The sequence below is a fragment of the Variovorax sp. IB41 genome (assembly GCF_016405905.1).
Taxonomy (GTDB): Bacteria; Pseudomonadota; Gammaproteobacteria; order Burkholderiales; family Burkholderiaceae_C; genus Variovorax.
The window spans coordinates 11,755-24,197 of sequence record NZ_JAEFCB010000022.1; the positions used below are offsets into that span (position 1 = coordinate 11,755).

Sequence of the window (12,443 nt, forward strand, 5' to 3'; positions counted from 1 at the left end):
ATCGCCTTCGCGTCATCACTCTCGAAAAAACAAACGGCCGCTTCGAGGGCGGCCGTGATCGGGTCACAGGTGCCGTGCGGCTCAGCGCACGTTCGGGTCCTTGTTGAACCACTTCTTGTAGATCGTGACGTAGCTGCCGTCGGCGCGCACCGCGGCCAGGCCCGCGGTGAGCTTGTCCAGCAGGGCCTTGTCGCCCTTCTTCACGACGATGCCGAAGCCCTCTTCGGGAAAGGACTTGTCGTCCAGCGTCTTCAGGTCCGCATGCTGCGCCACGCGGTAGGCGATGACGCCGTTGTCGCCCATGGCCGCATCCACGCCGCCGCCGGCCAGCTCCGAAATGATGAGCGGCGTGCTCTCGAAGCGGCGGATGTTGGGGCTGGTCTTGCCGAATTCGCGGGAAGCGATGTCGTCGGCGGTGGAGGCGCTCACCACGGCGATCTTCTTGCCCGCGAGGTCTTTCAGCGAGGCGACCGTGCTGTTCTTCGGAAGCGCGATCAGCTGGCGCGCCGCGAAGTAGGGCGGCGTGAAGTCGTAGCTCTGCTTGCGCTTGTCGTTGATGGTCACGCCCGAGATCACCAGGTCCACGTCGCCGTTGTTCAGCGCGCCGAAGATGCCGGTGAACGGCGTGTTGACGATCTTGATCTTCAGGCCCTGCTGCTTGGCGATGGCGTTGATGATGTCGATGTCGAAGCCGACGATCTGCTTGTCCTTGTTCTCGAACGCGAAGGGGGCGTAGGTGGCGCTGGAGGCGACGGTGAGTTCGCGGTTCTGTGCCTGGGCACCGAAGGCGAGGGTGGCGGCAAGGCCAGCAAGGCCGAGGGCCAGGGCGCGGCGGATGGGGTTCATTCGAGGGTCCTCTGTGTCCGCTGGGCGCGGTGTGTGGTGGGCGAGGATTTTAGGCTGGCGCTATCGGGCACCCTTTTGTGCGCTTCGCCAAGCGGAATGTGAGTGCTTCGACTGAGTCGTTGCCGCCTGCGCGCCGGCGGGCTAACTAAGGTTCTCCGGGCGGGGCCGGGGGCATCGCGCGATGGCCGTTGCGGGCTGTCAGTATCCGGGGCTTCCCTTTTTCAGGAGCCCCGCATGAACCGGCGACTCGGACCTGTCTTTCTTTTTTGTGGCATCGGCCTCGCATGGAGCGCCACCGGCGCGCTGGCCGCCGACCCGGCGCCGCGCTTCGACCCGCAGCGCCTGTCGCAGATCGTGAAGACCATCTCCGGCGACGACTTCGAGGGCCGCGCACCGGCCACGCCGGCGGAGGCGAAGACGGTGGACTACCTCGTCGCCCAGTTCAAGGCCGCGGGCCTCCTGCCCGGCGGCGACCTGGAAGGCGGCAAGCGCGGCTGGACGCAATCGGTGCCGCTCGTGAAGACCGAGTTCCGCGGCGCGCCGCAGCTCACGCTGCAGGTGGGCGCGCAGCGCGATGCGTTGGTGCAGGGCGAACAGATCGCGGTGCGCGCCGCGATGGATGGCTCGACCTCGGTGTCGATCCAACAGGCACCGCTGGTCTTCGTGGGCTACGGTGTGAGCGCGCCTGAGCGGCGCTGGGACGACTACAAGGGCGTGGACCTCAAGGGCAAGATCGCGGTCGTGCTGGTCAACGACCCCGATTTCGAGACGGGTGCAAACGGCACGGGAGACTTCGGCGGCAAGGCCATGACCTATTACGGCCGCTGGACCTACAAGTTCGAAGAGGCCGCGCGCCTCGGCGCGCTGGGCGTGCTGATCGTGCACGAGACCGCGCCGGCCGCCTATGGCTGGGCCACGGTCAAGAACTCCAACACCGCGACCATGCTCGACATCGAGCGCGACCAGCCGGCGGCCGTGCACCCGAAGCTCGAGGCCTGGATCCAGCGCGACGTGGCGGTCGAACTGATGCGCCGCGCGGGCCTGGACTTCGAGGCGCAGAAGAAGCTCGCGCAGACGCGCGAATTCCAGCCGCAGCTGCTCAAGGACGCGAGCCTCACGGCCGAGTACGCGATCGCGCGCGAGGTGATCGTTTCGAAGAACGTGGTCGGCCGCGTCGAGGGCCGCCGGCGCCCCGGCGAAACCGTGATCTACAGCGCCCACTGGGACCACCTGGGCGTCGGCGCGCCCGATGCCAAGGGCGACAGGATCTACAACGGCGCCGTCGACAACGGCACCGGCCTCGCCGCGCTGATCGAGATGGGCCGCGCCTTCGCGAGCGCGCCGAAGAAGCCCGAGCGCTCCGTCGTCTTCCTGGCCGTGACCGCCGAGGAGCGCGGCCTGCTGGGCTCCGAGTTCTACGGCGCCAAGCCGCTGTACCCGCTCGCCAAGACCGTGGCGGTGATCAACATGGACGCGCTCAGCCCCGAAGGCCCGTCGCGCAACTTCAGCACCTCGGGCAGCGCCGCGTCGCAGCTGCAGGACCTGCTGGTCGAGGAGGCCAAGGGCTTCGGCCTGGCCTACGCGCCGGACCCGCACCCCGAGGCCGGCTACTTCTTCCGCTCCGACCATTTCTCGTTCGCCAAGCGCGGCGTGCCGGCGCTCTCGTTCGACTCGGGCGACGACTGGGTGCAAGGCGGCCTCGCGGCCGGCGAAGCGGCCAGCAAGGCCTACACCGCCGACCGCTACCACCAGCCGGCCGACGAATGGCGCGCCGACTGGTCCTTCACCGGCATGGCGCACGACCTGCCGCTGCTCTACCGCGTGGGCGAGACGCTGGCCAACAGCAAGCGCTGGCCCGAATGGGGGCAGGGCTCGGAATTCCGCGCGACGCGCGAGGCGAGCCGCGGCCAGCGGCGCTGACCGGGGGCGCCTGCCTTCGGGTGCCTTCTCTTCAGCGGCCGAAGAGGAGGTAGAGCGCGACCAGCGCGACCACGACAACGACGATCGTCTTCTTCCAGCCGCTCGCCGGGGTCGCCTCCGAGGTCGAGGACGACGTCCAGGTGAACGTCCGCGTCTGCGTGGCGGGGGATGACGAAGACGATGAAGTCGATGAAGAAGGGGGCAGGACGAACGACCCGGACGGCAAGGACGTCGAGGAGGACGTCGAGGAGGACGTCGAGGAGGACGACGAGGTGCTGAAGTCCAGCGAATCGAGGGAGAACGTCGTCGTGGTCGAGGTCTTGCGCGTCACCGTCGTCGCGCCGTCGATGCGCGCGATGGCGTCCGCGACGATGTCGGGGTGCGACGTGCGGCCGGCCAGCGCCCTGAGTTCGCCGTCGCTCAGAGCGCCCGACCGGAGCACCGTCCAGGCGAGCGTGGCGGGCAGCGAATCGGGCGCGGCCCAGGCTTCCTGGTGGGTGGGCAGCATCGAGAGGCTGTGCGCGTGCTGCGTTTCGTCGATCAATTGCAGGTTCAGCAACTGGTCCAGCGCGTTGGCGCTGACGCCGTCCTGCATGCGGCGGTCCAGCAGACGGATGTGCAACTGCGCCCAGGGCGGCAGCGGGAATTCGCCGCTGAGGAGGTCGGTGGCTTCGGAGACGATGGCCTGGGCTTCGTTCTCCTGGCCCGCGGCGGCGCGGGCGGGGAGGCCGGCGAGCTGAGCCTGCGAAATGATCTCGCGGGCGACGACCCAGGCGAGGGCTTCGGCGGGGGTGCGAAATGTGGCGTTGCCCAGTTCGGGATCGCTGGTGGCTGTGGTGTGTTCGGCGTCGGTCAGCAGGCGGATTTGCTGCAGGTGGTCCATTGCGCGGCGGCTGGGGTCGAGATGCATGCGGCTCCCTCTTCTTGTCTCGGTGAGGGGGTGGATGCTCGCATACCGCTCCCGAAGACCTCGGCCTGGCGGAAACGCCGGCGCGTTGCGCGTCGTTCGCATCGTTGAGCGTCAGCCGAAAAGGTCCTCGCATTGGACGTTCTTGCGTTTCAGCCGCGCCATTTCTTTGGCGGAAATCTTCTTTCGCGTGTCGATACTCCAAACGTTTTTGTAGGGTGCCTCCGCGCCGCACCAAATACCGGCGGGCGCGATGTATTTCCCATCTTTGGATATCACGCGAAGATCATCTGGAATGTCGGTTGAATCATAAGAAATTCGACCATCAAGATGGTCAATTCTTTGCCTGGCCATGCTTTCAGAATCGTGCTTTCTGATGCTGAAGGGGAAGATTATTTCCTTGAGCGATGGCAGTCGCTTCACTGCAATCGAGGTTCTCACGGCAAGTTCATTTCCCCCAGTTTTGTACATGTCCTGCAAATAAGTCAAATAAATCTGGCCTTTTGCATTGAGGTCCAGGATGTTGTCTCCGCTCGATTCTCTGACGAGGCGGATCTTCGGATTTTTTCGGCACTGAGCGTATGCGGTGGATAAATCAATAAAGTGGGTATAAAAAGGAATGCCGTATTGCTTTTCAATGTGCTTGAAAATCAAAAAGTGTCGATCGCCTGAATAGCGAAAACTGTCGAACTCCAGATCGACCGAGCATTTCAGTGACTCCCCGCCCTTATAGAGGGTAAGAATTCGATTGTCGGAATTCAAAACGATCACCTCCTGTGCGTGGCAAACCAGGGAGATAAGGGAAAGCAGAGCAAGGGAAACGATTTTTTTCATTTGAATCTTATTGATCGAGAAGGATTTTTTTGGCCGATCTCGTGTTTATCAGCCGCCGGTCCCAGTCCATTTCTCCCCCGTTGATGGCACGGGTGACCGCCTTGGATATGGTGGTTTCCTGTGCTTGATCGTTGGGCAGGAAATGGTCGGTGGCGGCGCTCGCCGCGCCGGCTGTGCGGGCGGCCGAGCGCAGGTGGCTCGTCGGCTGGCGCGCGCTGGTCGGGGTGCCCGCCGGGAGATAGACGTAGAGGCTTCCGAAGACGCTGTCGGTGCGGCCGTTCGCGGTCGGTGGCGGGGGCGCCGGCGGATCGACCCAGTTCCGTTGTCGGGTGGTGAGCGTCTCGACGTTCCCCGCGTCGCAGCAGATCTCGAAATGGATCTGTCCTTCGTGGCCGTAGATCTGTCCCGGCGTGCCCAGCGCCTCCTTGCGACAGACCCGATCGCCGGCCTTGAGCGGCGCGTGAGTCCCGGCGTGCCGGGCGATGCTGCCCAGATGCATGCACGCGCTGTAGTAGGTGAACTCGGTGGCCACCGTTCCCGCCGCGCCGATCTCGCCCTTGTGTTCGATGACGACGCAACCATCGCTGGTCCATGCGGCGCTGGGCGTGTCGCTGTGGAAGGGGTTGTAGTTGAGCGGGTGGGTGACGTCGCTGTTCGGCGCGGTCGGCGGATGCACGAAGACGACGGTCCCGTCGGCGATGGCGCGCACCGGCAGGTACGCACCGGCCGCCTGCGGCGCCTGGATGTGGAGGCCGTTGTGCCACGCGAGCTGCAGGCTCAGGGGAAAGGAGCCCTCGGGGGCGTTGGTGCTCGAGAGGCGGGACGTCGGCTGCGCCATCGCGGCGTCCAGCCAGGCGGCTTCGGATTGCGAGGCCCGTGCAGGCAGGAAGGGCGGGCTGAGGATCATGCGAACCGTGAAGAAAGTGGAAGGCCGGGCACGTCCCAGCCGGGTCTCCACAGTCTTGTCGGCTCACCGATTTCGCACTGCAAACAATGGTCACCCCCGCATGCGAGGGGCGCACAAAACCCGCGGGAAGCGGGCAAAAGTCATGGGTCGGGCCGCGCGCGCGGCTACTTCGCCAGATGCCCCAGTGGCAACGCGCTGCTCGCCTTCACCTCGCCCAGCGAGAAGCTCGTGTGCAGGTCCTTCACGTTCGGCAGGTTCATCAGGTGCTGGCGCGCGAAGGCCGAGAAGCCGTTCAGGTCCTGCGCCACCACCTGCAACTCGAAGGTGCCGGTGCCGCTGATGTAGTGGCAGGCCACCACCTCGGGCATCTTGCGGATCGCGTCTTCCAGCTTGCGGGTGGCCTCGTTGGTGACGCGCTCGGTGTCCACGCGCACGAAAGCGAGCACGCCCAGCCCGATCTTGTGGCGGTCGATCTCGGCGCGGTAGCCCTTGATGAAGCCCGCCTCCTCCAGCGCCCGCACGCGGCGCCAGCAGGGCGCGGCCGAGAGGCCCACGCGCTGCGCAAGCTCGGCGTTGGTGAGGCGCCCGTCGGCCTGCAGTTCTTGCAGGATTGCGAGGTCGAACTTGTCAATGCTTTCCATATGGGTGGATATTAAGCAAGATTCTTTCTGGAACCGCGTTTTTCAGGGCAAAGAACGCAAACACCTGTCGCGGACCCCGGCATACACTTTGCGTGATCATGGGCTCGCGCCCTACCGGGCACAGACCCACAGCCAATCCAGCCAGGCCCACAAGGCCCTGCCAATACGGAGACAGACAACATGAACGCCCCGCTGCCCGAGCACATTCGCCGCGCGCTAGAGACCGTCACGCTCGACGACAAATACTCCCTCGATTACGGCCGCGCCTTCATGAGCGGCGTGCAGGCCCTCGTCAAGCTGCCCATGCTGCAGCAACTGCGCGACAAGCAGGCCGGCAAGAACACCGCCGGCTTCATCAGCGGCTACCGCGGCTCCCCGCTCGGCGGCTACGACCAGGCGCTGTGGAAGGCCAGCAAGTTCCTGAAGGAACAGAACATCGTCTTCCAGCCGGGCGTGAACGAAGAGCTCGCGGCCACCGCGCTCTGGGGCACCCAGCAGCTGGGCTTCTCGCCGCAGGGCACCAACAAGTTCGACGGCGTCTTCGGCATCTGGTACGGCAAGGGCCCGGGCGTGGACCGCTGCTCGGACGTCTTCAAGCACGCCAACATGGCGGGCACCACCGAATTCGGCGGCGTGATCGCGGTGGCCGGCGACGACCACATCTCCAAGAGCTCCACCGCCGCGCACCAGAGCGACCACATCTTCAAGGCCTGCGGCACGCCGGTGTTCTTTCCGACCAGCGTGCAGGAAATCCTGGACCTGGGCATCCACGCCTTTGCGCTGAGCCGTTTCTCGGGCGTGTGGTCGGGCATGAAGACGATCCAGGAGATCGTCGAGTCGAGCGCCACGGCCATGATCGACCCGGAGCGCGTGGAGATCGTCATTCCCACCGACTTCGAGATGCCGCCCGGCGGCCTGCACATCCGCTGGCCCGACCATGCGCTGGAGCAGGAAGCGCGGCTCATGCACTACAAGTGGTACGCCGCGCTCGCGTACATCCGCGCCAACCGGCTGAACCACAACGTCATCCAAGGGCCGAACGATCGCTTCGGCATCATGGCCAGCGGCAAGGCCTTCAACGACACGCGCCAGGCGCTGCTGGACCTGGGGCTCGATGACGCGGCCTGCCGCCAGCTGGGCATCCGCCTGCACAAGGTGGGCGTGGTGTGGCCGCTCGAAGCGCAGCTCACGCGCGAATTCGCCACCGGCCTGCAAGAGATCCTGGTGGTCGAGGAGAAGCGCCAGGTCATCGAATACCAGCTGAAGGAAGAGCTCTACAACTGGCGCCCCGACGTGCGCCCCAACGTGGTCGGCAAGTTCGACGAAGGCGAAGTGCACGCGGCCGAGGGGTACTCCGGCGGCGAATGGTCGATGCCCAACCCGACCGCGCACACGCTCCTGCGCGCCAACGCCGACCTGAACCCCGCGCTGATCGCCAAGGCCATCGCCGCGCGCCTGAAGAAGACCGGCCTCCTGGCCGCGGCCGGCGCCGACATGACCGCGCGCATCGACGCGCAACTGGCCATCCTGGAAGCCAAGGAGCGCTCGATGGTGGTGCAGCAGGCCTCCACCAGCGTGGCCGACGCCACGCGCCAGCCGTGGTTCTGCTCGGGCTGCCCGCACAACACCAGCACCGTGGTGCCCGAAGGCTCGCGCGCGATGGGCGGCATCGGCTGCCACTTCATGGCCACCTGGATGGACCGCTCCACCATCGGCTTCACGCAGATGGGCGGCGAGGGCGTGCCGTGGGTGGGCCAGCAGCCCTTCACGACCGACCAGCACATCTTCGCGAACCTGGGCGATGGCACGTACTTCCACAGCGGCCTGCTGGCCATTCGCCAGAGCATCGCGGCCGGTGTGAACATCACCTACAAGATCCTCTACAACGACGCGGTTGCCATGACCGGCGGCCAGCAGGTCGGCGAGCGCCCCGAAGGCCACTCGGTGCTGCAGATCGCCGAGAGCCTGCATGCCGAGGGCGCCAAGAAGGTCGTGATCGTGACCGACGAGCCCGAGAAGTACGAGGGCGTCTCGATTCCGGGCGACCACGTGCAGGTCAAGCACCGCGACCTGCTGGACGACATCCAGCGCGAATTCCGCGCGATGGCCGGTACCACCGCCATCATCTACGACCAGACCTGCGCGACCGAGAAGCGCCGCCGCAGGAAGCGCGGCACGGCCGTCGATCCGGCCAAGCGCGTGGTCATCAACGAGCTGGTGTGCGAAGGCTGCGGCGACTGCAGCGTGCAGAGCAACTGCCTCTCGGTGGAGCCGCTGGAGACCGAATTCGGCCGCAAGCGCACCATCAACCAGAGCAGTTGCAACAAGGACATGAGCTGCCTGAAGGGCTTCTGCCCGAGCTTCGTGACCGTCGAGGGCGGCCAGCTCAAGAAGAAGAGCAAGAGCAAGGGCGCGACGCCCGCCGAATTCGGCCTGATGCCCGAGCCCACGATCCCGTCGCTCGCGGGCGGCAAGGTCTGGGGCGTGGTGGTGGCGGGCGTCGGCGGCACCGGTGTCATCACCATCGGGCAACTGCTGGGCATGGCCGCGCACATCGAGGCCAAGGGCATCGTCACGCAGGACGCGGCGGGTCTCGCGCAAAAGGGCGGCGCCACCTGGAGCCACGTGCTCATCGGCGACACGCAGGACGACATCCGCACCACGCGCGTGGGCACGGCAGCGGCCGACCTGATCCTGGCCTGCGATCCGCTGGTCACGGTCAACGGCGAGACCATGGCGCGCATGCGCGAAGGGCGCACGCACGTGGCGCTCAACAGCCACAGCGCGCCCACCGCAGCCTTCGTGCGCAACGCCAACTGGCAGAACCCCGAAGACGCCTGCGCCGCTGAAATTGCGCGCGCCGTGGGCATCGACGGCATCGGCACCTTCGACGCCGATGCGGCCGCCACCACGTTGATGGGCGACAGCATCTACGTCAACCCGATGATCCTGGGCTACGCCTGGCAGAAGGGCTGGGTGCCGCTGGCGCACGAGTCGCTGATGCGCGCCATCGAACTGAACGCCGTGGCCATCGAGAACAACAAGACCGCCTTCGAATGGGGCCGCCAGGCCGCCGTTCGCCCCGAGGAACTGCAAAAGCGCGTGCGCCCGGGCCAGGTCATCGAGTTCAAGAAGCGCGAGACCGTCGAGAGCCTGGTGGCACGCCGCGCCGAGTTCCTCGCGGGCTACCAGAACGCCGCCTACGCCGAGGCCTACAAGCAGTTCGTCGCCAAGGTGCAGCAGGCCGAATCGTCGCTGCCCGGCAAGACGGCGCTCACCGAAACGGTGGCGCGCTACCTCTTCAAGCTGATGGCGTACAAGGACGAATACGAAGTGGCGCGCCTGCACACCGACCGTTCGTTCCTGGACCGCGTCGAAGGCATGTTCGAAGGCGACTACAAGCTCAACTACCACCTGGCCCCGCCGATCATTGCCAAGAAGAACGCCAAGGGCCAGTTGCAGAAGCAGAAGTTCGGTCCCTGGATGCTCACGGGCTTTCGTTTCCTCGCGAAGCTGAAGGGCCTGCGCGGCACGGCGCTCGACATCTTCGGCCGCACCGAAGAGCGCAAGACCGAGCGCGCGCTGATCGCCGAATACCGCGCGAGCATCGACGAGGTGATCGGCGCCCTGCGCGCCGACAACCACGCGCTGGCGCTGGAAATCGCGAGCCTGCCCGAGCAGATCCGCGGCTACGGGCACGTGAAGGAGCGCAACCTGGTGGCCGCCCGCACGCGCTGGAGCGAGCTGATGGCCAAGTGGCGCAATCCGCAGGGGCAGCGCGCGGCGGCCTGATTTTTCAGCCGCTTCAGTCTTCGAAGAGCGCCCATTGGGCGCTCTTTGCTATTCAAAACGTAGCAAATAACGGCCGCGCCGGATACCCGGAAAGCCCTCCCCACCGCGCCGGATAAGCCGGTGGGCGGGCGCCGTGCCCCGAATACAATGCCCGGTGCTGTGCGCGGCGCCAAGCCCCGCCGAGCTTTGACTTGCGGCCCGCGTCCCGTGGCCGCACAGAGATGGAACGGCAGGCCCGGCCCGCGCTCCTCTCGCTTTCTATTCCCTATCTCTCTCTCCTGGAGACGCTCTTGTTCATTTCCTCTGCTTTCGCCCAGACCGCGCCCGCAGCCGCCGGTGGCGGCGACATGTTGTCGTCGCTCGGCAGCATGCTGCCCCTGGTGCTGATGTTCGTGGTGCTGTATTTCGTCATGATCCGCCCGCAAATGAAGCGCCAGAAAGAAGCCCGCGCCATGATCGAGGCCCTGGCCAAGGGCGACGAAGTCGCCACGGCCGGCGGCGTGCTCGGCAAGATCACCTCCATCGGCGACCAGTACCTGGGCCTGGAGATCGCCAACGGCATCGAGATCAAGATCCAGCGCAGCGCCGTGGTGCAGGTCCTGCCCAAGGGCGCCGTCAAATAAAAGCGTGAGCTGATCCTTGCGCTTTGCGGCGCAGGGCCCCAATTCACGCCGTGTCCCGTTTCTTGAAAAGCGCTTTCTCATGAACCGTTACCCGGTCTGGAAGTACACGATCATCGTGATCGTGTTGCTCGTGGGGCTCGTCTACGCCCTGCCCAATTTCTTCGGCGAGTCGCCTGCGGTGCAGGTGTCGGCGGCCAAGTCCACCATCAAGATCGATGCGTCGACGCAGGCCCGGGTCGAGGGCGTGCTCAAGGCGGCGGGCCTCGCGCCCGACCTGCTGACGCTCGAGCCGACCGCCGTGCGGGCGCGCTTCGTCTCCACCGACGACCAGATCAAGGCGCGCGACGCGCTGACGCAGGCTCTGGTACCCAACAAGGACGAAGCCTCCTACGTGGTGGCGCTGAACCTCGTGTCGCGCTCGCCGCACTGGCTCACGGCGCTGCATGCGTTCCCGATGTACCTGGGCCTCGATTTGCGCGGCGGGGTCGACTTCCTGCTGCAGGTGGACATGCGCGGCGTGCTGGACAAGAAGGCCGAGTCCTTCGCCGGCGACATCCGCACGGGCCTGCGCGACAAGAAGGTGCGCGGCAGCGCGGTGAACCGCAACGGCCAGACCGTGGAGATCACGCTGCGCGACGCCGACAGTCTGGAGATCGCCCGGCGCCTGATCCAGGACCAGATGCCCGACCTGAGCATCGTGGAGAGCCAGCAGGGCACCGAGTCGCGCATCGTGGCGAGCATCAAGCCCGAGGCGGCGCGCCGCTTTCAGGACGCGGCGCTCAAGCAGAACGTGACCACGCTGCACAACCGGATCAACGAACTGGGCGTGGCCGAGCCGGTGATCCAGCAGCAGGGCATCGACCGCATCGTCGTGCAGCTGCCCGGGATGCAGGACCCGGCCCAGGCCAAGACCATCATCGGCCGCACCGCCACGCTGGAGATGCGCCTGGTGGACGAAAGCACCGAAGGCCGCGCGGCCGAACAGGGCACGGGGCCGGTGCCGTTCGGCTCCGAGAAATTCCTGGATCGCTCGGGCCGCGCCGTGATCGTGAAGAAGCAGGTGCTGGTCACCGGCGAAAACCTCACCGACGCGCAGCCCGGCTTCGAGCAGCAGACCAACCAGCCCAAGGTCGACCTGACCATGGACTCCAAGGGCGGCAACATCATGCGTGACGTGAGCCGCGAGAACTACAAGAAGCGCATGGCCATGCTGATCTTCGAGAAGGGCAAGGGCGAAGTGCTCACCGCTCCCTCGATCAACGGCGAGCTGGGCAACCGCTTCCAGGTGTCCGGCGCGATGACCGTCTCCGAAGCCAACGACCTCGCGCTGCTGCTGCGCGCCGGCTCGCTGGCCGCGCCGATGGAGATCATCCAGGAACGCACCATCGGCCCGACGCAGGGCGCCGAGAACATCAAGAAGGGCTTCGACAGCGTGATGTACGGCTTCGCCGCGATCATGGTGTTCATGTGCATCTACTACGCGCTGTTCGGCGTGTTCTCGTCGATCGCGCTGGCAGTCAACCTGATGCTGCTGGTGGCCATTCTCTCGATCCTGCAGGCCACGCTCACGCTGCCCGGCATCGCGGCCATGGCGCTGGCGATCGGCGTGGCCATCGACTCCAACGTGCTGATCAACGAGCGCGTGCGGGAAGAGCTTCGCAACGGCGCCTCGCCGCAGGCGGCGATCCATGCGGGCTACGAGCGCGCCTGGGGCACGATTCTGGACTCCAACGTGACCACGCTGATCGCGGGCATCGCGCTCCTGGCCTTCGGCTCGGGCCCGGTGCGCGGCTTCGCGGTGGTGCACTGCATCGGCATCGTCACCTCGATGTTCTCGGCCGTGTTCTTCTCGCGCGGTCTCGTGAACTTCTGGTACGGCCAGAAGAAGAAGCTCAAGAGCGTGTCGATCGGCACGGTCTGGCGCCCCAAGACCGACGGCGCCGACGCCGTGGCCGTGGCCGAAACCAAGTAAG

The 12,443-nt window shown here is 66.1% G+C and carries 9 protein-coding genes; 4 read left to right on the forward strand and 5 right to left on the reverse strand.

Translation table 11 applies throughout. The features are described 5' to 3' along the window. Window positions 1-81 precede the first annotated feature (81 nt). Window positions 82-846 (reverse strand): basic amino acid ABC transporter substrate-binding protein, encoded by a 765-nt coding sequence (locus JC881_RS27520; RefSeq protein ID WP_198788876.1) that lies wholly within the window; start codon window positions 844-846, stop codon window positions 82-84. Window positions 847-1,080: 234 nt separating this feature from the next. Here JC881_RS27520 and JC881_RS27525 point away from each other — a divergent pair, with 234 nt between their 5' ends. Further along, window positions 1,081-2,766, forward strand: coding sequence for a M28 family metallopeptidase (locus tag JC881_RS27525; protein ID WP_198788877.1), 1,686 nt, complete (start codon window positions 1,081-1,083; stop codon window positions 2,764-2,766). 31 nt (window positions 2,767-2,797) lie between these two features. On the opposite strand, the gene JC881_RS27530 is transcribed toward JC881_RS27525, so the two are convergent. From JC881_RS27530 to JC881_RS27545, 4 genes are all read right to left on the reverse strand, one after another. Further along, window positions 2,798-3,676 (reverse strand): hypothetical protein, encoded by an 879-nt coding sequence (locus JC881_RS27530; protein ID WP_198788878.1) that lies wholly within the window; start codon window positions 3,674-3,676, stop codon window positions 2,798-2,800. A gap of 111 nt (window positions 3,677-3,787) precedes the next feature. Beyond that, window positions 3,788-4,507 carry a hypothetical protein gene (locus tag JC881_RS27535; RefSeq protein WP_198788879.1) on the reverse strand — a complete coding sequence of 240 codons (720 nt, stop codon included), beginning with the start codon at window positions 4,505-4,507 and terminating at the stop codon, window positions 3,788-3,790. Window positions 4,508-4,514: 7 nt separating this feature from the next. After that, window positions 4,515-5,414, reverse strand: a complete 900-nt coding sequence (locus tag JC881_RS27540) for a M23 family metallopeptidase (protein WP_198788880.1) — start codon at window positions 5,412-5,414, stop codon at window positions 4,515-4,517. Window positions 5,415-5,578: 164 nt separating this feature from the next. Continuing rightward, a complete protein-coding gene (locus tag JC881_RS27545) occupies window positions 5,579-6,055 on the reverse strand; it encodes an Lrp/AsnC family transcriptional regulator (RefSeq protein ID WP_042577412.1) in 477 nt (158 codons plus the stop codon). A 180-nt stretch (window positions 6,056-6,235) separates the two neighbouring features. On the opposite strand from JC881_RS27545, the gene JC881_RS27550 reads away from it, so the two are divergent. The 3 genes from JC881_RS27550 (at window position 6,236) to secD (ending at window position 12,442) form a co-directional block, all read left to right on the forward strand. Then, a complete protein-coding gene (locus JC881_RS27550) occupies window positions 6,236-9,847 on the forward strand; it encodes an indolepyruvate ferredoxin oxidoreductase family protein (protein ID WP_198788881.1) in 3,612 nt (1,203 codons plus the stop codon). A gap of 290 nt (window positions 9,848-10,137) precedes the next feature. Beyond that, complete coding sequence (gene yajC, locus JC881_RS27555) at window positions 10,138-10,470, forward strand: preprotein translocase subunit YajC (RefSeq protein ID WP_198788950.1); 333 nt, start codon at window positions 10,138-10,140, stop codon at window positions 10,468-10,470. Between the two features lie 79 nt (window positions 10,471-10,549). Further along, entirely contained in the window at window positions 10,550-12,442 is a 1,893-nt protein-coding gene (gene secD / locus JC881_RS27560; protein ID WP_198788882.1) for a protein translocase subunit SecD, read from the forward strand. Window position 12,443 lies beyond the last annotated feature (1 nt).